Origin of the sequence: Spiribacter sp. SSL99, from assembly GCF_009805925.1 — a bacterium.
Lineage (GTDB): Bacteria > Pseudomonadota > Gammaproteobacteria > Nitrococcales > Nitrococcaceae > Spiribacter > Spiribacter roseus.
In genome coordinates, this window is sequence record NZ_MAOM01000018.1 from 144290 (window position 1) to 170064 (window position 25775).

Consider the following 25775-nt stretch of genomic DNA (forward strand, 5'->3'; position numbering starts at 1 on the left):
TATGTGTGGCGTAATCGGCATGGTGGCCCGGGAACCGGTCAACCAGGCCCTTTATGATGGCCTGACGGTCCTCCAGCATCGCGGGCAGGATGCTGCCGGCATCATGACCTTTGATCGCGGCCGGCTGCATCTGCGCAAGGACAACGGGCTGGTGCGCGATGTCTTCAGCACCCAGGACATGATGCAGCTGCAGGGCAACATGGGAATCGGTCACTGCCGCTATCCCACCGCCGGCTGCGCCAGTGCGGCCGAGGCCCAGCCGTTCTATGTCAACTCACCCTACGGCATCAGCATCGCCCACAATGGCAACCTGACCAACGCCGAGGCCATCAAGCGCGATCTCTTTCTCGAAGATCTCCGCCACATCAATACCAGCTCCGATTCCGAAATCCTCCTCAACGTGTTCGCCCATAAGCTCGCCGAGCTGGGTAAGCTGCGGGTGGACGAGTCGGACATCTTCAATGCGGTCACCGGTATTCACGAGCGCTGCCATGGCGGGTACGCCGCCGTGGCCATGATCAACGGCTATGGCGTGCTCGGCTTCCGTGATCCCAATGGCATCCGGCCGCTGTGTTTCGGCAGTCGCGAGACGCCCTCGGGCACCGAGTACATGATCGCCTCGGAGAGTGTCGCGCTGAGCGTTCTCGGCTTCCGGCTCATCCGTGATGTGGCGCCCGGCGAGGCCGTGTTCATCGATCTCGAAGGGCGTCTGCACACCCGCCAGTGCGCCACTGAGACCGCGCTCTCGCCGTGTATTTTCGAATACGTCTACCTGTCCCGGCCCGATTCCATGCTCGACGATGTCTCGGTCTACAAATCGCGGCTGCGGATGGGGCGGACCCTGGCCCGCAAAATCAAGCGGGAGTGGGCGCATCACGACATCGACGTGGTCATCCCCATTCCGGATACCAGCCGCACCAGTGCGCTGGATCTGGCCAACGATCTCAACATCCGGTACCGCGAGGGATTCATCAAAAACCGCTATATCGGCCGGACCTTCATCATGCCGGGCCAGGCCGTGCGGAAGAAATCCGTCCGCCAGAAGCTCAATCCCATCGAACTGGAATTCCGCGGCAAGAATGTCCTGCTGCTCGATGACTCCATCGTCCGCGGCACCACGTCGGAGCAGATCATCGAGATGGCCCGCGACGCCGGTGCCAACAAGGTGTTCTTTGCCTCGGCCGCACCGCCGGTGCGTTATCCCAATGTCTATGGCATCGACATGCCGGCGGCCCGGGAACTGCTCGCGCATGGCCGATCGGTGGAGGATATCCGCCAGACCATCGGCGCCGACGGGATGATCTACCAGGACCTTGAGGATCTGGTGGCCGCCGTACGCGAGGGCAATAACGGCATCGGCAGCTTTGACTGCTCATGCTTCGACGGCCGCTATGTGACCGGCGACATCAGCGTCGACTACCTGCTGCAGCTTGAGGCGCAGCGCGGCGAGGCGGCGCGTCAGGTGGGCCAGGAGAGCACCGCCGTGAACGAACTCGGGATGGTGCGCTCTTGAGTTGGGGCGACGACACCACCGGCCTGCGTGCGGGCTGGGAGCGGACGCCCGAGCAGGAGCACTCCGAGGCGATATTCCCCACGTCGAGCTTCACCTTTCGGAGCGCGGCCGAGGCGGCGGCACGGTTCAGCGGCGAGGAATCGGGGAATATCTATTCGCGGTTCACCAATCCCACCGTGCGGGCCTTCGAAAATCGTCTGGCGGCGATGGAAGGCGGCGAACGGGCAATCGCAACGGCCTCGGGCATGTCGGCGATCCTCAGCCTGTGCATGGGGCTGCTGCGGACCGGCGATCATGTGATCTGCTCGCTGGGTGTGTTCGGGACCACGAGTTCGCTGTTCGCCAACCAGCTGTCGCGGTTCGGGGTGCACACCGATTTCGTCTCACCGACGGACGTGGATGCCTGGGCAGGGGCGATGCGCCCCGAAACGCAGATGCTGTTCCTCGAAACGCCGTCGAACCCGTTGACCGAAGTGGCGGACATCCGTGCCCTCGCGGATCTGGCCCACGCCCACGATGCGCGGCTGGTGGTGGATAACTGCTTCTGCACCTCGGCCCTGCAGCGGCCGTTGGATTGGGGCGCGGACATCGTCTCGCACTCCGCCACCAAATACCTCGATGGTCAGGGGCGCTGTGTGGGCGGTGCGCTGGTCGGTGACGCCGATACCCTGGATCGGCACATCTTCCCGGTGCTGCGCACGGCCGGGCCGACGATGAGTCCGTTCAATGCCTGGGTATTCCTCAAGGGGCTCGAAACGCTCAACCTGCGCATGCGCGCCCACAGCGAGCAGGCGGCCGCGCTTGCCGAATGGCTGCGCTCGCACCCGGCGGTGACGCGGGTTTTCTACAGCGGCCTGGCGGATCACCCGCAGCATGCGCTGGCGGCCCGTCAGCAGAAGGCGTTCGGCGGCATCGTCTCGTTCGAGGTCGCGGGTGGCCGAGCGGCGGCCTGGAGCGTCATCGACCATACCCGGATGCTCTCGATTACCGCCAACCTCGGCGATACCCGCTCGACCATCACCCATCCGGCCACCACTACCCACGGTCGTGTGCCGGCGGATCAGCGTGAGGCCATGGGCATTCAGGAAGGCCTCGTGCGGGTCTCGGTGGGTCTTGAGGACTTAACTGACATCCAGACCGATCTGGATCATGGGTTGTCGCGAATCCGTCAGGGCGGTTGAACAAGCGTTACTGGTTCCGTACGGTTTCGTTCATCGAAGCCATTGCGGAGCGGTATGACAGACCCAACCGGTCTCTCCATCACACCCCTGGATGCGCCTGACGCATCGTCGACCGCCCCCGGCCTGCCGTCCATCACCGCGCCAACCCAAGGGGCTGTCCGATGACCACCAAGATCTCGGTCGATAACCTCCACAAAGTCTTCGGGCCTGATCCCGATGAGGGCATGCGTCTTCTGGAGGCAGGCTATGAAAAGGACGCGATCTTCGAGAAGACCGGCAACACCGTGGGTGTCCAGCGCGCGTCCTTCGACATCGAAGAGGGCGAAATCTTCGTCATCATGGGGCTGTCCGGCTCCGGTAAATCCACCATCGTGCGGATGTTCAACCGCCTGATCGACGCCACGGCGGGACGGGTTCTGATCGATGGACGTGATGTCACGGCGATGCCGCGTAACGAGCTGATCAACCTGCGCCGTCACGAGATGAGCATGGTGTTTCAGTCGTTTGCGCTGATGCCCCATAAAACGGTGCTGCAGAACGCCGCCTTTGGTCTGGAAGTGGCCGGCAGCGACCGCGAGACCCGCGAAGCGCGGGCCCTCGATGCCCTCGAGCAGGTGGGTCTCAAGCCCAACGCCAGCAGTTTCCCGGAGGAGCTCTCCGGTGGCATGCAACAGCGCGTCGGGCTGGCCCGGGCGCTGGCGGCCGACCCGTCGATCATGCTGATGGACGAGGCGTTCTCGGCGCTTGACCCGCTGATCCGCACCGAGATGCAGGATGAGCTGGTGCAGCTGCAGCGGGAGAACCGCCGCACCATCATTTTCATCTCCCATGATCTTGACGAGGCCATGCGGATCGGCGATCGCATCGCCATCATGCAGGGAGGCCGGGTCGTTCAGGTGGGCACGCCCGAGGAAATCGTCACCCAGCCGGCCAATGAGTATGTGCGCTCGTTTTTCTACGGCGTGGACGTCACCCGGGTGTTCTCGGCGGCGGATCTGGCCGATCGCCGCCAGGTCATGGTGTTCGATCGTCCCGGCACCAGCCTGCACGCAGCGCTGGAGCGCCTGCATGCCAACAACCGCGAGCTGGGCGTGGTCCTGGACACCGACGAGCGCTATCGCGGCACGGTCAGTGCCGATTCGCTGAAAAAGGCGATGGATGCCGGCAATGACGCGGGTTTTGACGCGGCGTTTCTGGACGACGTGACGACACTGCCGGCGGATACGCCCCTCAGTGATGTGGTGACCCGATCGGCGCAGACCGGACATCCGCTGCCGGTGACCGATGCCAGCGGCCATTACGTGGGCAGCATCAGCCGAACCGCCGTTCTCAAGACACTGGATCGCTCAGGAGCAGAATAATGGCTGATTTGCGGGAGATCATTGATATCCCCATCGGCGGATGGGTCGAGGCCGGCGTGGAGTGGGTCCGCTCGACGCTGGCGGGGCCGCTTGATGGATTCGCCACTGGCGTTGGATTCGTCGCCGACGGGCTCGAGTCGGCGCTGCTGTTCCTGCCCGACTTCATCTTGGCGCCTCTGTTGGTGGCGTTTGCCTGGTACCGGGTCGGCTGGCGGTTTGGTCTGTTTGCCGCGCTGGCGCTGCTGCTGGTGGTTGGCATGGGACTGTGGCAGGAGACCATGCAGACTCTGGCGCTGGTGATCGGCGCGAGTCTGATCGCCCTGCTGGTGGGGCTGCCGCTGGGCATCACCATGGCGCGACGCGACGCGGTGGCTATGGTCGTGCGGCCGGTACTGGATTTCATGCAGACCATGCCGCCGTTCGTCTATCTGATCCCGGCGGCCATTTTCTTTGGGCTGGGCAAGGTGCCCGGCACCATCGCCACGGTGATCTTCGCGATGCCGCCGGCGGTTCGCCTGACCAACCTCGGCATCCGCCAGGTCAGTCAGGAGAACGTCGAGGCGGGACTCGCCTTTGGCTGCACCCAACGCCAGCTGCTTTACAAGGTGCAGGTGCCACTGGCGATGCCCTCTATCATGGCGGGCGTCAACCAGACCATCATGCTGGCCCTTTCCATGGTCGTCATCGCCTCGATGATCGGCGCCGGGGGGTTGGGCAATACCGTTTTGACAGGCATTCAGCGGCTGGACGTCGGCCTCGGTTTCGAGGGCGGACTGGGTGTTGTCATTCTCGCAATCCTGCTGGATCGGATGACGCAGAGCTTTGGCCTGCGCCGTGGCAAGGATTGATTTTTTGTTGCAAGAAAGGAGTAACCCGATGCTAAGGCAATCAACGCGTCTCTTGGTCACCGGAGCGCTGGGGATGGCCCTCGCGGGGGGTGCCCAGGCCCAGGATGACACGATTGAAATTGGCTGGACGGCCTGGTCTGACGCCGAGTTCGTCACCAAGCTCGCCTCGCGGCTGATCAATGAGAACACCGACCACACGGTCGAGCTGGTGCAGACGGACATCGCGCCGCAGTACCAGGGCATCGAGACCGGCGACATCGACGCCATGATGATGGCGTGGCTGCCGGCAACCCACGAGGACTATTACGAGGAAATCGCCTCGAACGTCGAAAACCTCGGCGTGCTCTACAACGGGGCCCGCCTCGGCTGGGTCGTGCCGGACTACATCCCGGAAAGCCAGCTGTCCTCGCTGAGCGATCTGTCCAACGAGTCGGTCCGCGACAAGCTGGACGGGCGCATCACCGGTATCGATCCGGGCGCCGGCCTCACGCAGCTCTCCGAGTCCGCCATCGAGGAGTACGAGCTCGACGGCTACAACCTGCAGACCTCGAGCGGTGCCGGCATGACGGCGGCGCTGGACCGCGCCACCAACCGCGAGGAGTGGGTCGTGGTGACCGGCTGGAGCCCGCACTGGAAGTTCGGTGCTTACGACCTGCGCTATCTCGAGGATCCGCAGGGCGTGCTGGGTGGTCCGGAGCGTGTTCACGTCCTGGCCCGCGCGGGCTTTGATGCGGACTATCCGCAGATCTCCCAGGTGCTGACGCGCATGTATCTGTCGCTCGACGAGCTTCAGGGCTACATGTTCGAGGCGCGCGAGAGCTCCTATGACGAGGCGATCAGCCAGTTCATCGATGAGAACCCGGATCAGGTCAACTACTGGCTGACCGGCGAGTTCTGATCGACGGTGCCTCGGGCACCTCGGGCCGAGCCAATCGGCCGATTCACACCCCGCCGCGTGCGGGGTGTTCTGTTTTAGACTGCGGGAATGAGATTACGGCGAAATCCGCGTCCCGACATTCACGCCCCGGATCCCGCCAGCCGCCGCGCGGCCATCGATGCCGCGGTGGTGGGGCATAACGCATTGCGCCGGGTCGTGACCCACGATCCCGATCGCGGCGTTCGTTGCGCTGCCATCCGCCGACTCCAAGACCTGATCATCCTGCGTCAGGTGTGCGAGTCGGAGAGCGACGAAGTGGTCCGCGAGGCGGCCCGCGTTCGTTACCGGCAGTTGCTCGCCGGCGGCGATACGCTGGACATCGGCTATCGGCATGCGGCGCTGAAGGCCTGTTCCGACGCCCAGATCATCGCCCATGTAGCCCGCAGTGCCCGTGAGCCGAGCCTGCGCCGGGCGGCGCTCGGGTTGATCGACGAATGGGGGTTGCTTGAGGAGATCCGTTGTCACGACCCGGACCCCACCGTCCGGTCCGCTGCCGCCGACCGGTTGATCAACCTTCGAAGCTGAGTGTCTCCAGTCGAGCGGTGCCATGGTCGATGCGCAGCACGCTGCCCTGTTCAAACCAGTCCCCCAGGACGATGCGACGCCCGGCGCCATCGCCCAGGTCCAGGTGGTGAATGGCGGGGCGGTGGGTGTGGCCATGGATCAGGGTCCGCACACCCCAGGTTTCAAGCCGGTCGCGCACGGCCGCAGCGTTGACGTCCATGATCGCGGCGGGCTTGCCGGCCATGGCCTCACCACTGCGCTGGCGCAGGTCGCGCGCCTGCTCCAGCCGTCTGGTAATGGGCTGTGCCAGAAATCCGGCCTGCCAATCCGGGTCGCGAACCTGGGCGCGGAATGCCTGATAGGCGGTATCGTCGGTACACAGTGCATCGCCGTGCTCGAGGAGTACCGCTTCGTCGTCGATCTCCACCCGTGTGGGCTCGGCCAGCATCGTGATCCCAGCGGCCTGACAGAACGCCGGGCCAATCAGAAAGTCACGGTTGCCCGCCAGGAAATAGACCGGAGTGCCCTGCGCACTGAGCGCCGCGAGCGCCGGCGCGACGGGATCATCCGCCGGTCGTGCGTCGTCGCCGATCCACGCCTCGAACAGGTCACCCAGGATGAAAAGCGCGGCCGCGGATGGCGCGCGCGTCTCGACGAAATGGCGGAACGCCTGTATGGCTGCCGGGCGCTGCGGATCCAGGTGCAGATCGGCGATAAACAGCACCGGCGCGCGGGCGGTGTCAAAACGCAGTGGAGTCATGGCGTGACGATGCCCGGGGCGGCAGCTGCATGCAAGGCGCGGTTCCATTACCATTGCGGCGATGGATGATCAGGCCGTTCGCACACGCTTCGCACCCAGCCCGTCGGGCCAGCTTCATGTCGGCAACCTGCGCACGGCGCTTTTCAACTGGCTGCTGGCGCGGCACCACCGGGGCACGTTCGTGCTGCGCATCGAAGACAGTGATGCGGCCCGCAGCGATGCCGAGCGTATCGAGCGGCTGCAGGGCGACCTGGAATGGCTTGGGCTCGGCTGGGATGTGGGGCCGGGGATCGACTCACCGGTCGCCTGGCAGCAGTCCCGACGGACCGACCTGCATGCCGCAGCGGCCGGGCGCCTGCGGCACATGGACGCCGCCTATTACTGTTTCTGTTCCACCGAGCGGCTCGCCGCGCTGCGTGAGCGTCAGAAAAAGGCCGGCCACCCGCCACGCTATGACGGCTGCTGCGCGGGTCTCGATCCGGTTCGCTCGGCGGAGCGCGTCGCGGCCGGAGAGTCCGCGGTCCTGCGGTTGCGCATGCCGGCTGAAGGTGCTCTCCGATTCACCGACGCGGTGCGCGGCGAGCAGTCATTCCAGGCGGCGGATCTCGATGATCCGATCATCCAGCGGGCTGACGGGAGTGCCGCATTTCTGTTCGCCAACGCCCTGGATGACGCGCTGATGGGGATCACCCATGTGCTGCGCGGCGAGGATCACCTCTCGAACACGCCCCGCCAGATCGTGCTGCTCGAGCGCCTGGGGCAGTCGGTCCCGGTCTACGGCCACCTGTCGCTGGTGGTCGACGATCAGGGGGCGCCGCTGTCGAAGCGCCGCGGTGCGCCGGGTGTCGGGACCCTGCGGGACGAGGGCGTGGAGCCGGCGGCCATTGCAAACTACCTCGCCCGGCTGGGCAACCCGGCGCCGGCGGACGGCCTCGAGCGGCTCGACGCGCTGGCGGCGGATTTCGATGTGACCCGCCTCAGCCGGCGGCCGGTCCGGTTTGATCGTCGCCAAATCGATTACTGGCAGTCGCTGGCGATGGCGGCGGCGCCGGTCGCCCGCCTGCGACCCGCGCTGCGGGTCGACTGCGTGCCGGACGACCGGGTCGCCGCATTCATCCGCCTCGTGCAACCCAACCTGCGCCGCGCCGATGAGCTCAATGACTGGGCGCTGCGCCTGTTTTCGCGGCAGCCAGTGCTCGACGGGGCGCTCGAGGCCCGGCTGCGCCCGTCGGGAGCGGCCTTCTTCGAAACCCTGGCCGGGCTGCTCGAGTCGGCGGCCACCGCTGACTGGAAGCCCCTGCGGGCCGAGCTCGAGGCCGCCACCGGACGCCGCGGCGGCGCGCTGATGAAGCCGCTGCGCCAGGCCCTGACGGGGCTTGATCATGGCCCGGCACTGGGCGACATCATTCATCTCATGCCGGCGGATATCCGCCGGCTGCGTTTGCAACAGGCGGCCGCCATTGCCGCCCCGGGAGCCGATACGGATGCTTGAGATCCATGACAGCCTGAGTGGCCGCAAGGCCGCCTTCGTGCCCATCGATCCGCCGCATGTCAGTCTCTATGTGTGCGGCATGACGGTGTACGACTACTGTCATCTCGGCCATGCCCGCGCCATGGTGGTCTTCGACATGGTGGTCCGCTACCTGCGGGCCAGCGGCTACGACGTCCACTATGTGCGCAATATCACCGACATTGACGACAAGATCATCGCCCGGGCCGCCACGCTGGGCGAGTCCATGGACGCGTTGACATCGCGTTTCACCGAGGCGATGCACGCCGACGCCGATGCGCTCGGCTGCGAACGTCCCGACGCAGAACCCCGCGCCACGGCGCATGTCGACGAGATCATTGCCATGATCCAGCGCCTCGTGGACCGCGGTTATGCCTACGCGGCCGGGGGCGATGTGTATTACGCCGTCGGCCAGTTCCCCGATTATGGCCAGCTCTCCGGCAAGCGGCTCGAGGATCTGCGGGCCGGCGCCCGGGTCGAGGCGGGCGAGCACAAGCGCGATCCGGCCGACTTCGCGCTGTGGAAGGCGGCACGACCCGAAGAACCCGGCTGGCCCTCGCCGTGGGGTCCGGGGCGGCCTGGTTGGCATATCGAGTGCTCGGCCATGTCCACCCACTGCCTGGGTAACCACTTCGACATCCACGGCGGTGGTCTCGACCTGAAGTTTCCCCATCACGAGAACGAGATCGCCCAGTCGGAAGCGGCCACCGGCGAGCATTTCGTCAACTACTGGATGCACAACGGCCACGTGCGCATCGACGATGAGAAGATGGCGAAGTCGCTGGGCAACTTCACCACCGTGCGCGACGTCCTCGCCCGGCACGATGCCGAAACGGTCCGCCAGTTCCTGCTCTCAAGCCATTACCGCAGCCCGCTCAACTATACCGCTGACGCGCTGTCGCAGGCGCGGAGCGGGATGGAGCGGCTCTACACGGCATTGCGTGATCTGCCCGGGGAACAGACGCAAGCGGGGGACAGCGAGGTGTTCCGCGGCCGCTTTCGGGCGGCGATGGATGACGATTTCAATACACCGCTGGCCCTGGCCGTGCTGTTCGAGCTGGCGCGCACCATCAACCGCGCCCGCGAGGCCGGCGAGGTTGACCGGGCCGATGGTCTGGGCACAACACTGCGCGAGCTGGGCGGCATGCTGGGGCTGCTGGGTCAGTCGCCGATCGCCTATCTGCAGGCGGCGGCGTCAGAGGATGATGCCGATGCCGCGCGCATCGAGGCGCGACTCGCCGAGCGGGCGGCGGCCCGGGCGGCCCGGGATTTTGCGCGTGCCGATGCCATTCGTGATGAGCTGCTGGCCGAGGGGGTGGTGCTCGAGGATAAGCCTGAGGGCACCCGCTGGCGTCGCGACGGCCACTGAGCCAGGGCTCAGTCTTCGATGGCGGGCGGGGTTTCGCGTGGCCGCACACGCTGCTCAAGGCGGGCCACCTTGACGCGGTTTTCCTCGGCCTGCAGGACCGTGACGGGGTGGCCGTCGATCAGCAGGCTGATGCCCGGCTCGGGAATGGTTTCCAGCTGCTCGAGGATCAGTCCGTTCAGGGTCTTCGGCCCTTCCGCCGGTAAGTCCCAGCCCAGCAGGCGCTTCAGCTCGCGCACGCTGGCGCTGCCGGCGGCCAGGTAGCTGCCGTCGGGCTGGCGGTGGATGTCGCGGATGGCTTCAGCGGGATCGGTGGTGAACTCGCCGACGATCTCCTCGAGGATGTCCTCGAGGGTGACAAGGCCGTGGAACTCGCCGTACTCGTCCACGATCAGGCCGATCCGGCGGCGCTCCGACTGGAAATTCAGCATCTGCTGATGCAGGGGCGTCCCCTCGGGCACGAAATAGGGCTCGCGGACATGCTCGAGCAGCCGTTCGCGGGTCAGTACCCCGTCGAGCATTGCCGTGAGCACCCGGCGCACATGCAGGATGCCGCGGATGGTGTCGACGCCGCCCTCGAACACCGGCAGGCGCGTGTACTCCGAGCTGGCGATCTGCTCGGTAATACGCGACCAGTCATCCCCCAGGTCGATGCCCACCACTTCATTGCGCGGGATCATGATGTCGTCGACGGTGGCCTGATCCAGATCGAGAATGCCGAGCAGCATGCGTTGATGACGACGCGGGATCATCGCACCGGTCTCGTTGACCACCGTGCGCAGCTCCTCGCGGCTGAGCGCGGTCTGGCCCCCTTCGGTGGGATTGACGCCGAGGCTGCGCAGCAGTGTGTTGGCCAGCATGTTGGTGAGCCACACCAGCGGGTAGAGCAGCTTCAACAGTGGGCCGAGGACGAACGCGGCGGGAAAGGCGACGCGCTCGGGCCGCAGCGCCGCCAGGGTCTTGGGGGCCACCTCCGCGAAGATCAGGATGGTCAGGGTCAGCAGACCCGTCGCCGCGGCGATGGCGCCCTGACCCCCCAGACGCAGGGCGATCAGGGTGGCAATGGACGACGCGGAGATATTCACGAAGTTGTTGCCCAGCAGGATGATGCCGATCAGCCGGTCGGGCCGCTCGAGCAGCCGCTCCGCGCGGCGGGCGCCGCGGTTGCCATGCCGCGACAGGTGCCGCAGCCGGTAGCGGTTGAGCGTCATGAGGGCGGTCTCAGAGCTCGAGAAGCCGCCGGACAGGACGATCAGCGCGCCCAGAATGACGAACAGAACGGGAAGGGGAACAACGTCCAAGCTCGCTCAGGCCCCCCGGCCGATGATCAGCTCGACCACGATTTTGCTGCCGAAATACGCCACCGCCAGCAGGGCGAATCCCCATAGCGTCCAGCGGATGGCGGTGCGGCCGCGCCAGCCCGCCACGGTCCGGCCGATGAGCAGCCCGGCGAAGACCAGCCAGCCGATCATCGAGATCACGGTCTTATGCACCAGGTCCTGGGCGAAGAGGTTGTCGACGAACAGCCAGCCGCTGACGAGCGCGACGGACAGCAGCACGAAGCCGATGGCCACCAGGTGGAACAGCAGGGATTCCATGCCCTGCAGGGGCGGGAGAAACCCCAGCACCGAGCCGGCGCGACGTCGGCGCAGGGCGCTCTCCTGCCAGGCCAGCAGGAGCGCCTGAGCGCTGGCGAGCCCCAGGACGGCATACGCGGCCACCGACGAGATGACATGCACATCCACGGGCGCGCCCACCGGCACCATGGTGGCCGTCGGCACACCCAGCGTCTGGGCAAGCAGCAACGTCAGCAGGGCGAACGGATAGACGATCAGGCCCAGGCTGTGCAGGGGCTGACGCACCGCCGCGGCGATCAGCGTCAGCGCCATCAGCCAGCCGAGTAACGAGGCGGCGTTGAACAGTGACAGGTCGACGCCTGCCGGCGTCCACAGCGCCTGCCAGAGGCTGACGCCATGCAACACCACGGCGATGGCGGCCAGGGCCAGTGCCAGAGGCTCGGCGCGTTGCACGGCAAGGCGGCCGCGCAGGGCGGCCAGGAGCGCCGCGACGGCGAGCGCGTACAGCGCCGCCGCCATCCAGGGAGTGAGGGTAAGGATCATCTGCGGGTTGTTCACTGCCGTTGCGACTTGACTGGATCATCGCACACAAAATTTGCTTCTTCGACCATCAGTGCTCGAGGAACCGGCATGCGCTGATACAATCTTCACCATGACGACCGGCGACTGCGGGGTGCCTGACAGACATGTTCGATAATCTGAGTGATCGCCTCGAGGCGATCGGAAAGCGCCTGAAAGGCAAGGGGCGGCTGACCGAGGACAACATCCAGGAGACACTGCGCGAAGTGCGCATGGCGCTGCTTGAGGCGGATGTTGCCCTGCCGGTGGTCAAGGACTTCGTGGCCAGCGTCCGCGAGCGGGCCCTGGGCACCGAGGTGACCAAGAGCCTGTCGCCCGGACAGGCTTTCGTGAAGATCGTCCACGACCAGCTCGTCGAGGTGATGGGCGCCCGCAACGACGGCCTCGATCTGACCACGCGCCCGCCGGCGGTGGTGATGCTGGCGGGCCTTCAGGGCTCGGGCAAGACCACCAGCATCGCCAAGCTCGGGCGGTTGCTGCGCGAGCGCGAAAAGAAAAAGGTGCTGGCGGTCTCGGTCGACGTCTATCGGCCGGCCGCCATCGATCAGCTGCAGCGTCTGAGTGACGAGGTGGGCATTGATTTCCACCCCACTGATGCATCGGCCGACCCGGTGGCAACGGTCGAGGCGGCGCGCGAGCAGGCCCGTACCGGGTACTACGATGTGCTGCTGGTGGATACGGCGGGTCGTCTGCATGTCGACGGCGAGATGATGGACGAGGCGCGGCGGGTGCATGAGGCGGTGGCGCCGATCGAAACCCTGTTCGTGGTCGACAGCATGACCGGTCAGGATGCCGCGAACACCGCCCGGGCGTTCGACGAGGCCCTGCCGCTGACCGGGGTGATCCTGACCAAGGCTGATGGTGATGCCCGCGGTGGCGCGGCACTGTCAATCCGGCAGATCACCGGCAAACCCATCAAGTTTCTGGGCATCGGCGAGAAGACCGATGCCCTCGAGCCCTTTCATCCCGATCGCATGGCCTCGCGGATCCTGGGGATGGGGGATGTGCTCTCCTTGGTCGAAGAGGTCGAGCGCAAGGTCGACCACCAGAAAGCCGAGCGAATGGCCGGCAAGCTCAAGAAGGGCAAGGGTTTCGACCTCGAGGACATGCGCGAGCAGCTCACCCAGGTCACCCAGATGGGTGGCATGGGCGGGCTGATGGAAAAGCTCCCGGGTATGGGTCAGCTTACCGAGCAGGCCAGCCAGCAGATGAATGACGGCCAGGTCCGGCGGCAGATCGCCATCATCAACTCGATGACGCCGGGCGAACGCCAGCGTCCGGATGTCATCAACGGATCGCGCAAACGGCGGATCGCCCGCGGCTGTGGCATGCAGGTGCAGGACATCAATCGCCTGCTCAAGCAGCACAAGCAGATGCAGAAGATGATGAAGCAGTTCAAGAACGGCGGGATGAAGAAAATGATGCGCCAGATGGGCGGCGGCAACGGCATGCCGCCGGGGGGCGGCATGCCACCGGGCGGTGGTCTGCCGCCGGGACTTGGCGGGCGCTGAACACGCAGGTAAACTGCGCGGTTTAGTAGTCACCAGAGTTGACTGGATAACGATATGGTCACGATCCGTCTAGCGCGTGCGGGCGCCAAAAAGCGTCCCTTCTACCACATCGTCGTCACCGACAGCCGGAATGGCCGTGACGGCAAGTTCATCGAGCGCCTCGGTTTTCTCAACCCGGTCGCCCGGGGGCAGGAAGTGCCGTTCCGGCTCGATCTCGAGCGCGCCGAGCACTGGCTGTCGCAGGGCGCTCAGCCGAGTGAGCGGGCGCGGCAGCTTATCCGTCAGTCGCGCCGTGGAGCGGCCGAGGGTGCCGAAAGCGCCTGATCCAGCGACGCCCGCGGATGCCCATGTCGTCATGGGCGAAATTGCGGGAGTCCGGGGGGTCCGCGGCGAGCTGAAGGTCCATTCCTGGACACGGCCGCGGGAGAACCTGCTGGACTATTCAGTCTGGACGCTGCAACACGGCGACGATGCCCGCGACTGGCGGGTCACGGGTGGCGGCTGGCAGGGCCGGCATCTGGTGGTGCGGCTCAAGGGCATCGACGATCGCGACGCCGCCGAAGCGCTGGTCGGCTGCCCGATCACGGTGGCCCGGTCGCAGATGCCGCCAGCGGGCCCTGACGAGTTCTACTGGTATGAGCTCGAGGGGCTGGCGGTGGAAAACCGCGATGGAACAAGCCTCGGTCGGGTCGCGGGCCTGATCGAAACGGGCGCCAACGATGTGATGCGGGTGGTTGGTGACCGCGAGCGGCTGATCCCCTATACGCCGGGGGTGCATATTGATCGCATTGACCTGGACGATGGTCGGATGGTCGTCGACTGGGATCCGGAGTTCTGAGCGGACATGCGCTTCGACGTCATTACGCTGTTTCCGGAAATGGTGCACGGCCTGCTGGGCCACGGGGTCATGGGACGGGCGGTCGACCGCGGGTTGATCAAGCTGGTCACCTGGAACCCCCGCGATTACAGCGAAGACCGCCATGCCACGGTGGATGATCGCCCCTATGGGGGTGGCCCGGGCATGGTCATGAAAGTCGAGCCGCTGCGGACGACGATCCGCGCGGCGAGGGCGGCCGCTGCGGCGGCGCCGGTGATCTATCTGTCGCCGGACGGGGAACGGCTCGATGGGCCCCGGGTGCGGCGACTGGCGCAGGACCAGCGGGTGATCCTGCTGTGCGGGCGCTACGAAGGCATCGACGAGCGGCTCATCGACGAGGAGGTCGATCAGTCACTGTCGATTGGCGATTATGTGCTGAGCGGTGGCGAGCTGCCGGCCATGGTGGTGATGGACGCCGTCGCCCGGCTGATCCCGGGGGTGCTCGGGCATGCCGAGTCGGCATCCCAGGACGCCTTCGCGGACGGACTGCTGGATTGTCCGCACTACACGCGCCCGGAGTGGATCGATGACCGGCGCGTGCCGGCGGTACTGCTCAGCGGCGACCACCAGGCGGTGGCGCGATGGCGGCTTAAACAGGCGTTGGGGCGAACGCTGGAAAAACGCCCGGACCTGCTCGATCAGCGGGGGGTCAGTGACGACGAACAGGCACTGCTCGATGAATATCGGGCGGGGCATCAAGGCTAATTACAAGGGGATGCAGGCATGACCAACATCATCGAAGAACTGGAGCGTGAACAGGTCGAGAAAACCGGCCGCTCGCTCGAAGACATCAACTCCGGCGATACGGTGCTCGTCAACGTCTGGGTCCGCGAGGGCAACCGTGAGCGCACCCAGCCCTTCGAGGGTGTGGTGATCGCCAAGCGCAACCGCGGCGTCAATTCGTCGTTCACGCTGCGCAAGGTCTCCCACGGCGAGGGCGTTGAGCGGGTCTTCCAGCTCCACAGCCCATTGATCGAGAGCCTGCAGGTCAAGCGGCGTGGCGATGTCCGCCGGGCCAAGCTCTACTTCCTCCGTGAGCGGCGCGGCAAGGCGGCACGCATCAAGGAGAAGGTGCGGGCGAAGAGCCGCAAGGCCTCCTGATCACCCGACCGCCCGTACGCGCTCAGTGCGGGTTTTCGGCGTCGTTCATACCCATCAGGTAAAGCACCCCGTCCAGGCCGATGGTCGAAATCGCCTGACGGGCGCTTTTCTGCACCAGCGGCTTGGCGTGAAACGCGATCCCCAGTCCGGCTGACCGCAGCATGGGCAGATCGTTGGCGCCGTCACCGACGGCGATCACCTGTGCCAGGTCGATGCCCATCTCGCCTGCCAGGCGCTCGAGCAGTTGCGCCTTGCGCTCGCCGTCGACAATCGGCCCCGCCACTTGACCGGTAAGACGGCCGTCGACGATTTCGAGCCGGTTGGCGTACACCGTGTCCAGATCCAGACGCCGCTGCAGGTGGTGGCCGAAAAAATCGAACCCGCCGGAAATGACGGCCGTGCGGTAACCGAGCGTCTGCAGGGTCTTCATCAGCCGCTCCGCTCCCTCGGTCAGGGTCAGCCGCTCGGCCACCCGGGCGAGCACCGCCTCATCCAGGCCTTCAAGACAGGCAACACGCTGGGCAAGGCTGTCGCGAAAGTCGATGTCACCGCGCATGGCCGCCTCGGTGACCGCGGCCACCTGATCGCCTACGCCGGCCTCGCGGGCCAGTTCATCGATGACCTCCTCGTGGATCAGCGTCGAGTCCATGTCGAACACCACCAGGCGCCGATTGCGCCGGTAGAAGTTGTCCTCCTGGAATGAGATGTCGATATCCATTTCCCGGGAGATGGACAGGAACGCCGCTTTCATCGCATCGGCATCACTGGGCTCGCCGCGCAGGCTCAGTTCCAGGCAGGCCCGGCTTTCCTCGCGCTCGTCATGCAGGGGGCTGCGGGCCGACAGGCGGACGATGTCCTCGATATTGAGGGCATGCTGGGTGGTGACGCGCGCAATCCGGGCGATCTGCGCGGCGGTCACCCGCCGGCCCAGCAGTGTCAGGACATAGGCCGACTGGCGCTCGCCGCGCACCCATTGCTGGTACTCGTTCGCTGGCACTGGCTGAAAGCGCACGCGTAGCTCGAGCTGATGCGCTTCGTAGAGCAGATCCTTGAGCACCGCGGCCGAGTCCGCCGCCCCCGAGAGCTTGATCAGGATCGCCAGGGCGAGGTTTTCGTGGACCATCGCCTGGCTGATGTCCAGGACGCGGACCGGATAGTCGGCGAGTATCCCCATCAATGCCGCGGTGACGCCGGGGCGGTCACTGCCTGAGATGTTGATCAGGATGATTTCGCTGTCGGATTCGATGTCGTTCATGGATTCGCTCAGTGACGGCCCGGCGCGATATTGTAGGGGAAATTGCCAAGGAGCCCACGTCCATGACCGATTCGCGCGATCCCCGCAACACCGACTGGCGGCAGCAGCTGACGCCGGCGCAGTATCGGGTCGCCCGCGAGGGTGGCACCGAACCGCCGTTCAGCGGCGAGTACAATAATCTAAAGGCCGACGGCGTCTTTCGCTGTGTCTGCTGCGGACGGCCGCTGTTCGACAGCGAGCAGAAGTTCGACTCCGGTACCGGCTGGCCGAGTTTCTGGGCACCGACACGGGACGACGCCGTTGCCACCGAGGCGGACAGCAGCCTTGGCATGCGGCGGACCGAGGTCCATTGCCCGGACTGCCAGGGCCATCTCGGTCATGTATTTCCGGACGGGCCGAAGCCCACCGGACTGCGCTACTGCATCAATTCGCTGTCACTTCAGTTCGAGCCCCGCGGGGACAGCGGCTGAGGCTTGCCGCCCGGCCTGACGCCTCGGTATAGTCGTGAGATAAGTCACTGATCTCAGGATGTCACCATGAATGAACCCGCTCCCTCCATCGACGCCGATCCCAACGGCCATTCCCCCCGCGAGCAGTCCGGCCATCCGCGTGCCGGCGAGGTCATGAGCGGGGCGGAGATGGTCGTCGAGGTCATGGCACAGGAGGGGGTCGACACCATCTTCGGGTATAGCGGTGGCGCCATCCTGCCCACCTACGATGCGATCTTTCGCTACAACGAGCGGGAACGGACCGACGCCAGTCACGACCCCATGCAGCTCGTGGTGCCCGCCAACGAGCAGGGCGCGGGCTTCATGGCCGCCGGTTATGCGCGCAGCACCGGTGATGTCGGCGTCTTTCTGGTGACCTCGGGGCCCGGGGCCACCAACACCGTGACGCCGATCCGCGACTGCATGGCCGATTCCGTGCCGGTGGTGCTCATCACCGGCCAGGTGGCGCGCGCCGCCATGGGGACTGACGCCTTCCAGGAGGCGCCCATCGTCAACATCATGGGCAACTGCGCCAAGCACGTGTTTCTGGTCACGCGCCCCGAGCGCCTCGAGGAAACCATCCGCACGGCGTTTGAAGTGGCGCGCTCAGGCCGCCCGGGTCCCGTGGTGGTGGATCTGCCCAAGGACGTCCAGAACTGGGTGGGCGAGTACAAGGGCAGTGGTCTGCTGGGTATCCGCGGCTATCGCCAGCGCATGGAATCACTGCGCCAGACGCCGCTCGCCGAAGGCAAGGCCCGGCAGTTCTTCGACATGCTCGAGCAGTCCCGCCGGCCCCTGTTGTACGTTGGCGGCGGCGCCATCCATGGTGAAGGCAGTGAGGCCCTGACCGCTTTTGCCCATGAGTACGGGATCCCCAGCGTCAGTACCGTCATGGGTCTGGGTGCCATCGATTCCACCGAGGACCTGCACCTGCACATGCTGGGCATGCACGGGACGGCCTACGCCAACTACGCCGTCGAGGACTGCGATTTCATCATCGCCGTCGGCTCGCGGTTTGACGACCGGGTGGCCGCCAAGGCGGAGCTGTTTGCGCCGAACGCCGAGAACATCGCTCACATCGACATCGACGCCGCCGAGATCGGCAAGGTCAAGCAGGTGACCTGGTCGCACATCGGTGAGGCCGGCAGCACCCTTCGACAGCTCCTCGACTATGGGTGCGACAGCGGCTTTGGCGCGGACTACACCAGCTGGGGCCAGCACTGCCAGGAGCTGCGTGAGCGTCACCCGATGAATTTCAAGCCGGATGGCGAATTCATCCAGCCCCAGGCGGTGATGCGCTCGCTCAATCGCCTGACCGGCGGCAATGCCATCGTCAGCACCGGAGTGGGTCAGCATCAGATGTGGGCCGCCCAGTATCTGGACTTCCGTCGGCCGCGTCTGTGGATGACTTCGGGCTCCATGGGCACCATGGGTTTCGGCCTGCCAGCCGCCATTGGGGCCCAGTTCGCCAACCCCGACGAGCTGGTCATCGACATTGACGGCGATGGCAGCCTGCGAATGAACCTGGGCGAGATGGAAACGGTGACCACTTACGGCCTGCCGGTAAAGATCCTGCTGCTCAATAACGCCGGCGACGGCATGGTGCGGCAGTGGCAGAAGCTCTACTTCGGTGATCGCTTCTCGGGTAGCGACAAGTCCCTGCACCGCAAGAATTTCATCAAGGCGGCCGAGGCCGACGGCTTCGAGTTCGCCCGCAATGTGTCGGATCCGGCCGAAATGGAAGATACGCTGGCGGCGTTCATCGGCTTTGACGGCCCGGCCTTTCTCGAGGTCAACGTCGATCCCGACGCCTCGGTGTATCCGATGGTGGGCCCCGGCATGGGCTACAAGCAGATGGTGACCGGTGAGTATATCCCGGCGCGCGAGATACCCGAGATCGGCCGACACGGCCGGGTTGGTCCCAGCGAATCATTCTGAGCGCATTGAAAACATGACCGCCCGACCCCATTACGCGGCAAGGTTCGGGACGAAACGGAAACAGGAATGAGCAACAACGACGCACAAGCCGCGGAAACCCACGAATTCCAGGCCGAGGTCCGGCAGCTGCTGGACCTCATGATCCACTCCCTCTACAGCAATCGCGAGATCTTTCTGCGCGAGCTCGTCTCCAACGCCGCCGATGCAGCCGACCGGCTGCGGTTCGAGGCGATACAGGATGAATCACTGCTCGAGGACGATCCGAAGCCACGGGTGAGCATTCAGGTGGATGCCGATGCCCGGACACTGACCATCAGTGACAACGGCGTGGGCATGAATCGAGAGGATGTCATCGACAACCTCGGCACCATCGCGCGCTCCGGTACGCGACGCTTCCTTGATGCCATGACCGGCGACCAGAAGCAGGACGCCCAGCTCATCGGCCAGTTCGGGGTCGGCTTCTACTCGGCGTTCATCGTGGCCGACTCGGTCAGCGTGCACACCCGCCGCGCCGGTGAATCCGCCGATCAGGGCGTGCTGTGGCGCTCCGACGGCAAGGGCGCCTTCACCCTCGAACCGGCACCGCGGGAGCGGCGCGGCACGGCAGTGACGCTGCATCTGGCCGAGGGCCAGGATGAATTCCTCGAGCGGCAGCGGCTGCGCCAGATCGTGCGCCGCTACTCCGATCACATCGCCCTGCCCATCGAACTCGAGGACGAACAGGGTGAGATGGAAACCGTCAACCAGGCCTCGGCACTGTGGATGCGGCCCAAGTCGGAGATCAGTGACGAGGACTATCAGCAGTTCTACCAGCAGCTGACCTACGATCCGGAGCCGCCGCTGGAGTGGCTGCACAACAAGGTGGAGGGCAATCAGTCCTACACATCGCTGCTCTACATCCCTGCCCAGCGGCCGTTCGATCTGTTCGAGGCGGACACCCAGCAGGGGCTGCGTCTGTACGTGCGGCGCGTGTTCATCATGGAGGACCGCGAGAACCGGCTGCTGCCGCGCTATCTGCGGTTTGTGCGCGGGCTGGTGGATTCGGATGACCTGCCGCTCAACGTCTCCCGTGAGCTGCTCCAGCACAATCGGCTGATCGATCGCATCCGCAGCGCCTCGGTCAAGCGCGTGCTCGACAGCCTTGAGCGTATGGCCCGGGATGATGCCGAACGCTACGCGCGGTTCTGGTCGTCCTTTGGCACCGTACTCAAGGAAGGGCCGGTGGAAGATCCCGGCAACGCCGAGAAAGTCGCGGGGCTGCTGCGCTTTCACTCGACCCACGGCGACGGCGGTCAGACGGTCTCGCTGGCGGACTATCTTGCGCGTCGTCACGAGGGTCAGACCGCGATCTATTATCTCACCGGGGAAAGCCTGGCTGCGGTGCGCAACAGCCCCCATCTGGAGATCTTCCGTCAGCGCGATATCGAAGTGCTGCTGCTGGCCGAGCCCATCGACGAGTGGCTGGTCGCGCATCTGAGCGAATACGACGGCGTGCCGCTGCAGAGCGTCGCCAAGGGCGATCTCAATCTGGACGGACTGGGTGACAGCCCTGAGGAAAAACCCGAACAGCCCGAGACCAGCGAGCCCGTCGATGCGCTGATCGGCCGGATCCGCGAGGCGTTGGGCGACCAGGTCTCGGAGGTGCGCGCCAGCAGCCGGCTGACGGATTCGCCGGCCTGCATCGTGGTCGGGGATGACGAGTTCGGTCTGAACATGCAGCGCATGCTCAAGGCGGCCGGTCACGAACTGCCGCGGCAGAAGCCGGTGCTCGAGATCAATCCCCAGCATTCCATCATCGAGCGGCTGGCGGCGAGCGATGACGCACCGATCGATGAGTGGGCCACGCTGCTGCTCGAGCAGTCGGTGCTCATGGACGGCGGTCGGCTGGATGATCCGGCCGGCTTCGTCCGACGCATGAACCGGCTGCTCGACTGATGGCAGTCAATGCGCCGGCCGGTGCGGCCTTCGATCTCAAGGGGCGGATGGCGCCGTTTACGGTGCTCCAGGTCCGGACGGCCGATATTGACGCGGTACTGGCTCAGCTCGATGCGCGGCTCGCGCAGGCACCGGACTTTTTTGCCGGTATGCCCCTCGTGGTGGCGCCCGCCGAGGCGGTGAGCCTTGAGGGGGCCAGCCTCGACGCCCTGGTGACTGGCCTGCGTGAGCGTTCACTGCTGCCGGTGGCGGCGTCGGGGTTGCCCGCTGAAACCGCCGCGGTTGCCGGGCTGGGACTGATCCGCAATCTCGAGGCCGCGCGATCGGGGTCCGCTGAAGGCGGGCGTCGCGAGGCCCCGGCCAAAGCCGCGGCCGGCGCGGCCCGGCTGGTCACCCAGCCGGTGCGCTCCGGGCAGCAGGTGTATGCGCGTGGGGGCGATCTGGTGGTGACGGCGCCGGTGAGTGCCGGTGCCGAGCTGATGGCCGATGGCCATATCCATGTCTATGACACCCTGCGCGGTCGGGCACTGGCCGGTGTGCAGGGGGACGAGAATGCGCGTATCTTCTGTCGATCGCTCAAGGCAGAACTGATCGCGATTGCCGGGCAGTACCGGCTCAGCGACCAGATCGACGCCGAGCTGCGTGGCGCGGCGGCAATGGCCTCGCTGCGTGACGGCGAGCTTGAACTCAACGCGCTCTGACAATCGGGAGGTGAATGTGGCGCGAATCGTGGTTGTAACATCCGGCAAGGGGGGCGTTGGAAAAACGACCACCAGTGCTGCATTCGGGGCGGGTCTGGCCCGCGCGGGCTATCGCACGGTGGTGGTCGACTTCGATGTCGGGCTGCGCAACCTCGACCTCATCATGGGGTGCGAGCGGCGGGTGGTCTATGACTTCGTCAACGTCATCAATGGCGAGGCCAATCTCAATCAGGCCCTGATCCGGGACAAGCGTGTCGACGGCCTCGAGATCCTCCCGGCCTCGCAGACCCGTGACAAGGACGCGCTCACTTTCGAAGGTGTCCAGTCGGTGCTCGAGACGCTGGCGAGCACCCATGACTATGTGATCTGCGACTCACCGGCGGGCATCGAGCGCGGGGCGCACCTGGCGATGTACTTTGCCGATGATGCGCTGGTGGTGACCAATCCCGAGGTCTCCTCGGTGCGTGACTCCGATCGGGTGCTGGGGCTGCTTTCAAGCAAAACCCGACGCGCCGAACAGGGCGACGAGCCGGTCCGGGAGCACCTGGTGGTGACCCGCTACGCGGCGGCCCGGGTGGGCAAGGGCGAGATGCTGAGCATCGAGGACATCTGCGAAATCCTCTCGATTGATCTGCTTGGTGTGGTGCCGGAGTCCAGCGCCGTGCTCAACGCCTCGAACGCCGGCGTGCCGGTGATCATGGAGGAAAAGACCGACGCCGGTCAGGCCTACGATGACATCGTCTCGCGCTATCTCGGCGAAGCGCGCGATCATCGCTTCCTGACCGAGAAAAAGGGACTGTTCGGCCGACTGTTCAAGGGCTAGCGCAATGGCTTTTCTGGATTATTTCCGCTCGGAGAAAAAACGCAGCGCATCGCTGGCCAAGGAGCGATTGCAGGTCATCGTCGCGCGTGAGCGGGGCAACCGGGGTGGCCCGGATTATCTCCCGGCGCTGCAACAGGAGATCCTGCAGGTCATCCGCCGCTATATCGAGGTCGACGACGACGCCGTCCGCATCGAGGTTGACCGCGAAGGCGACTGCGAGGTGCTCGAGCTGAACGTCACCCTGCCCGACAGCGATTAGCCGCTGCGGGCTGAGCCGCGATGGGGCCGCTCAGGGACTGCTCTGGGCGGTCACGTCGACACGCATGCGCAGGGACTGCCCGGGCTGCAGGTAGGCATCGGCGGACAGATCGTTCCAGCGCTGCAGATCGTCAATGCTCACGTTGAACTGCCGGGCGATGCGATACAGCGAATCCCCCTCGCGGACCGAGTAGGTCACCGACTGTAGGCGATCGCCCGCCGCGATTCCGGGCCGGGCGCGGCGATCGGGCTGCGGGTCGCCGGTCCCGCGCTGCGTCCAGACCACCAGCTGCTCGCCAACACCCAGCGTGTCCCCGGGGGCCATGCCATTCCAGCGCGCCAGCGGGCGCACACCGACCCCGAAACGCTGGGCGATGGACCAGAAGCTGTCCCCGGAGCGGACCGTGTAGAGGCGACGCTCGCCTTCATCGCGCTGGCGGTTGCGGGTCTTCTGCTGTCGGGCCCCGGCGGTCATCACATACTCGCCGGTGGGCCGGCTGGCGATGGGGACCAGTAGGTGATCACCGGCCCGGATCAGGGCGCCGTCGAGGTCGTTGGCCGAGCGCAGCGAGTCGACCGTGATGTGATACTGCGCGGCGATGCCACCAAGGGTTTCACCGCGGGCGATCTGGTGTCGCTGCCAGCGCATCCAGGCATTGTCGGGCTGCTCGGCCAGCCGGGCGCGGAATGCCCGGGCGCGGTCACGGGGCAGCAGCAGCCGATGAGGCCCGGTGGGCGGAGTGGCCCAGCGATTGTAGCCGGGGTTGAGGCGGTAGAGCGTTTCCATGTCGATGTCGGCAAGGTCGGCCGCCAGGGCCAGATCGATCTGGCGGTCGAGTTCGATCTGCTCCACCGCCGGTCGGTTGGCGATGGGCTCGAGCTCAATGCCGTGGCGTTCAGGATCGGCCACCAGCTCGCTGATCGCCAGCAGCCGGGGTACGTAGTTCATGGTCTCCTCGGGCAGATCCAGCGACCAGTAATCGGTCGGCCGGCCGGCCCGGCGATTGCGCTCGATGGCCCGCTGAACAGTGCCTTCTCCGGCATTGTAGGCGGCAATCGCCAGCAGCCAGTCGCCCTCGAACATCTCGCCGAGATAGCTCAGGTAGTCGACCGCCGCCTCTGTGGCGGCCAGGACGTCACGGCGCCCGTCGTACCACCAGTTCTGCTCAAGGCCGTAGTGCCGTCCCGTGGCTGGAATGAACTGCCATATGCCGGCGGCCCGGCCGTGGGAGTAGGCAAATGGGCGGAATGCGCTCTCGACGATCGGAAGCAGCGCCAGCTCCAGCGGGATCCCGCGGTCATCGAGGGTTTCGACGATGGGATGGAGGTAGGGCTGCGCGCGTCGCGAGACCCGCAACCAGTAATCGCCGTAGGACGCATAGTCATTGAACTGACGGGCAACCCGCGGGTTGTCATGCCCGGGTATGGCGTAGCCGCGGCGGATCCGCTCCCAGAGGTCATCCGGCGGCGCGGCCTCGTCCGTCGCCTGGCGGCTGCCCGGCGGATCCGAGGCCGCCCGGTTGCCGGTCATTGACGGCGGCGGCGATGCCGATGCCTGCGGGTCGGTGGCGGCGGTCCCGTCACCGGTGCCGGTCGCGTCCTCGGGTGGGACACTGGTACAGCCGGCGAGGGTGAGGGCCGCGATGAGCGGTAGCAGGAGGGAGCGATTCACGGGTGTGTTCCTCAGAAGTGGTCTTTCCAGTCGCGAAGGATGGCAAAGACGTCTGCTGGCCCCTCCGGTGTCCGCCCGGCATGCTCGCCGGCGTGCCGGCGTACCGCGTCACTGTCCCAGCGCATGAAGGGATTGGTCGCGCGCTCCTCGCCGATGGTTGAGGGCAATGTGATGGCGCCGCGCTGACGCTGCTCGTGCACGCGCTCGGCCCGCGCCTGCAGCGCCGTATTCTCGGGCTCGACCGCCCGGGCGAAGGCCAGGTTGGCCTGGGTGTATTCGTGGCCACAGTAGACCCGCGTCGCCGGCGGCAGTGCCCGCAGCTTGGCAAGATAGCCCTGCATGGGGGCCGGGGTGCCCTCGAACATGCGCCCGCATCCGCCGGCAAACAGGGCATCCCCGGCAAACAGACTGCCGTCGCCCAGGTAGGCGATATGATCAAGGGTATGACCGGGGACCGCGATCACTTCAAACTCGACGCCGAGGCCGCCGGGGGTGATCCGGTCGCCATGTTTTAATGGCTGGGTGAGGTGCGGGATATCGCTGTCAGCCGGACCGTAGACGGGGATGGCGTCATCCCGCAGGCCTGCGATGCCGGCGACATGATCGCCGTGGTGATGGGTGATGAGGATCGCGCTCAGCGTCAGGCCCAGGCTTTCAAGGGCATGGGCCACCGGAGCCGCCTCGCCCGGGTCGACCACCACGGCAGCGGTTGACTGCGGGTGATGGATGAGCCACGTATAATTGTCGCTGAGGACGGGAATCGGGGTAATTTCCAGCATCGTCGCATGCTACCCCGACCGACCGCTTGCCTCAATTGCCCATCCAGCGACCAACGGGGAGGAGTCATCAATGCGTGCGCTGCATGAGTGGTTTGCCACCCCGACCGGGCAGGATCTGGCCGAGCGCGAATCGCGGCTGCTGACGCGGCGGCTCGCCGGGCTCTACGCCCGTCGGGTCCTGCAGGTCGGCGCCTACGGCCAGGGACGCAGTCCGGCCGTGTTCGGTAATGTCCGCCAGTGGGTGGTGGATGACTGGTCCGGTGGACCGATCGACCTCGAGGCCGACAGCCGGGTCATGCCG

25 protein-coding genes and 1 pseudogene are annotated in these 25775 nt (G+C 65.9%); 20 read left to right on the top strand and 6 right to left on the bottom strand.

The features are described 5' to 3' along the window. Nucleotide 1: 1 nt before the first annotated feature. The 6 genes from purF (at nt 2) to BA899_RS07345 (ending at nt 6365) form a co-directional block, all read left to right on the top strand. Nucleotides 2–1513 carry an amidophosphoribosyltransferase gene (gene purF / locus BA899_RS07320; protein ID WP_159300198.1) on the top strand — a complete coding sequence of 504 codons (1512 nt, stop codon included), beginning with the start codon at nt 2–4 and terminating at the stop codon, nt 1511–1513. Beyond that, nucleotides 1510–2694 carry an O-succinylhomoserine sulfhydrylase gene (locus tag BA899_RS07325; protein WP_069134161.1) on the top strand — a complete coding sequence of 395 codons (1185 nt, stop codon included), beginning with the start codon at nt 1510–1512 and terminating at the stop codon, nt 2692–2694. Before purF ends, BA899_RS07325 begins: the two co-directional genes overlap by 4 nt. A gap of 161 nt (nt 2695–2855) precedes the next feature. Further along, a complete protein-coding gene (gene proV / locus BA899_RS07330) occupies nt 2856–4055 on the top strand; it encodes a glycine betaine/L-proline ABC transporter ATP-binding protein ProV (protein ID WP_159300199.1) in 1200 nt (399 codons plus the stop codon). After that, nucleotides 4055–4903: a proline/glycine betaine ABC transporter permease gene (locus BA899_RS07335; RefSeq protein ID WP_069134163.1), complete on the top strand. Its 849-nt coding sequence runs from the start codon at nt 4055–4057 to the stop codon at nt 4901–4903. The genes proV and BA899_RS07335 overlap by 1 nt, the downstream gene beginning before the upstream one ends. 28 nt (nt 4904–4931) lie before the next feature. Further along, nucleotides 4932–5801, top strand: a complete 870-nt coding sequence (locus tag BA899_RS07340) for a glycine betaine ABC transporter substrate-binding protein (protein ID WP_069134164.1) — start codon at nt 4932–4934, stop codon at nt 5799–5801. Nucleotides 5802–5888: 87 nt separating this feature from the next. Then, nucleotides 5889–6365 (top strand): hypothetical protein, encoded by a 477-nt coding sequence (locus BA899_RS07345; protein ID WP_144348102.1) that lies wholly within the window; start codon nt 5889–5891, stop codon nt 6363–6365. Here BA899_RS07345 and BA899_RS07350 read toward each other — a convergent pair. Continuing rightward, on the bottom strand, nt 6349–7104 hold the full coding sequence (locus BA899_RS07350; protein WP_159300200.1) for a UDP-2,3-diacylglucosamine diphosphatase: 756 nt from the start codon (nt 7102–7104) through the stop codon (nt 6349–6351). The genes BA899_RS07345 and BA899_RS07350 overlap by 17 nt on opposite strands. Before the next feature lie 61 nt (nt 7105–7165). Between BA899_RS07350 and gltX the strand changes: the two genes are divergently transcribed. Both gltX and cysS read left to right on the top strand, forming a co-directional pair. Further along, nucleotides 7166–8596, top strand: a complete 1431-nt coding sequence (gene gltX / locus BA899_RS07355) for a glutamate--tRNA ligase (RefSeq protein ID WP_159300201.1) — start codon at nt 7166–7168, stop codon at nt 8594–8596. Then, entirely contained in the window at nt 8589–9983 is a 1395-nt protein-coding gene (cysS, locus tag BA899_RS07360; protein ID WP_159300202.1) for a cysteine--tRNA ligase, read from the top strand. The genes gltX and cysS overlap by 8 nt, the downstream gene beginning before the upstream one ends. Before the next feature lie 8 nt (nt 9984–9991). Here the strand turns inward: cysS and BA899_RS07365 are convergent, their stop codons facing one another. Further along, a complete protein-coding gene (locus BA899_RS07365; RefSeq protein WP_159300203.1) occupies nt 9992–11281 on the bottom strand; it encodes an HlyC/CorC family transporter in 1290 nt (429 codons plus the stop codon). 6 nt (nt 11282–11287) lie between these two features. Next, nucleotides 11288–12100, bottom strand: coding sequence for an inner membrane protein YpjD (locus BA899_RS07370; RefSeq protein WP_235013324.1), 813 nt, complete (start codon nt 12098–12100; stop codon nt 11288–11290). Nucleotides 12101–12243: 143 nt separating this feature from the next. Between BA899_RS07370 and ffh the strand changes: the two genes are divergently transcribed. The 5 genes from ffh to rplS are packed head-to-tail and all read left to right on the top strand — an operon-like array spanning nt 12244 to nt 15625. Then, nucleotides 12244–13647 (top strand): signal recognition particle protein, encoded by a 1404-nt coding sequence (gene ffh, locus BA899_RS07375; RefSeq protein WP_069134171.1) that lies wholly within the window; start codon nt 12244–12246, stop codon nt 13645–13647. A gap of 54 nt (nt 13648–13701) precedes the next feature. Further along, complete coding sequence (gene rpsP / locus BA899_RS07380) at nt 13702–13971, top strand: 30S ribosomal protein S16 (protein ID WP_069134172.1); 270 nt, start codon at nt 13702–13704, stop codon at nt 13969–13971. Then, on the top strand, nt 13955–14485 hold the full coding sequence (gene rimM / locus BA899_RS07385) for a ribosome maturation factor RimM (RefSeq protein WP_235013325.1): 531 nt from the start codon (nt 13955–13957) through the stop codon (nt 14483–14485). Before rpsP ends, rimM begins: the two co-directional genes overlap by 17 nt. 6 nt (nt 14486–14491) lie before the next feature. Beyond that, entirely contained in the window at nt 14492–15229 is a 738-nt protein-coding gene (gene trmD / locus BA899_RS07390; protein ID WP_159300204.1) for a tRNA (guanosine(37)-N1)-methyltransferase TrmD, read from the top strand. 18 nt (nt 15230–15247) lie between these two features. After that, nucleotides 15248–15625: a 50S ribosomal protein L19 gene (gene rplS / locus BA899_RS07395; protein WP_148122311.1), complete on the top strand. Its 378-nt coding sequence runs from the start codon at nt 15248–15250 to the stop codon at nt 15623–15625. A gap of 22 nt (nt 15626–15647) precedes the next feature. Here the strand turns inward: rplS and serB are convergent, their stop codons facing one another. Beyond that, nucleotides 15648–16880, bottom strand: a complete 1233-nt coding sequence (gene serB / locus BA899_RS07400) for a phosphoserine phosphatase SerB (protein ID WP_159300205.1) — start codon at nt 16878–16880, stop codon at nt 15648–15650. A gap of 62 nt (nt 16881–16942) precedes the next feature. Between serB and msrB the strand changes: the two genes are divergently transcribed. The 6 genes from msrB (at nt 16943) to minE (ending at nt 23024) form a co-directional block, all read left to right on the top strand. Further along, nucleotides 16943–17350: a peptide-methionine (R)-S-oxide reductase MsrB gene (msrB, locus tag BA899_RS07405; RefSeq protein WP_069134177.1), complete on the top strand. Its 408-nt coding sequence runs from the start codon at nt 16943–16945 to the stop codon at nt 17348–17350. A gap of 66 nt (nt 17351–17416) precedes the next feature. After that, nucleotides 17417–19306: a biosynthetic-type acetolactate synthase large subunit gene (ilvB, locus tag BA899_RS07410; RefSeq protein ID WP_159300206.1), complete on the top strand. Its 1890-nt coding sequence runs from the start codon at nt 17417–17419 to the stop codon at nt 19304–19306. Between the two features lie 66 nt (nt 19307–19372). Beyond that, a complete protein-coding gene (htpG, locus tag BA899_RS07415) occupies nt 19373–21241 on the top strand; it encodes a molecular chaperone HtpG (protein WP_159300207.1) in 1869 nt (622 codons plus the stop codon). After that, complete coding sequence (gene minC / locus BA899_RS07420) at nt 21241–21942, top strand: septum site-determining protein MinC (protein ID WP_159300208.1); 702 nt, start codon at nt 21241–21243, stop codon at nt 21940–21942. Before htpG ends, minC begins: the two co-directional genes overlap by 1 nt. Before the next feature lie 16 nt (nt 21943–21958). Beyond that, complete coding sequence (gene minD, locus BA899_RS07425; protein WP_069134269.1) at nt 21959–22765, top strand: septum site-determining protein MinD; 807 nt, start codon at nt 21959–21961, stop codon at nt 22763–22765. A gap of 4 nt (nt 22766–22769) precedes the next feature. Next, entirely contained in the window at nt 22770–23024 is a 255-nt protein-coding gene (gene minE / locus BA899_RS07430; protein WP_069134181.1) for a cell division topological specificity factor MinE, read from the top strand. Between the two features lie 30 nt (nt 23025–23054). On the opposite strand, the gene BA899_RS07435 is transcribed toward minE, so the two are convergent. Both BA899_RS07435 and gloB read right to left on the bottom strand, forming a co-directional pair. Next, nucleotides 23055–24695: a LysM peptidoglycan-binding domain-containing protein gene (locus BA899_RS07435; protein WP_159300209.1), complete on the bottom strand. Its 1641-nt coding sequence runs from the start codon at nt 24693–24695 to the stop codon at nt 23055–23057. 11 nt (nt 24696–24706) lie between these two features. Continuing rightward, nucleotides 24707–25474, bottom strand: a complete 768-nt coding sequence (gene gloB / locus BA899_RS07440) for a hydroxyacylglutathione hydrolase (RefSeq protein WP_159300210.1) — start codon at nt 25472–25474, stop codon at nt 24707–24709. 70 nt (nt 25475–25544) lie between these two features. Here gloB and BA899_RS07445 point away from each other — a divergent pair. Beyond that, a pseudogene (locus tag BA899_RS07445) lies at nt 25545–25775 on the top strand (methyl-transferase); the annotation flags it as partial.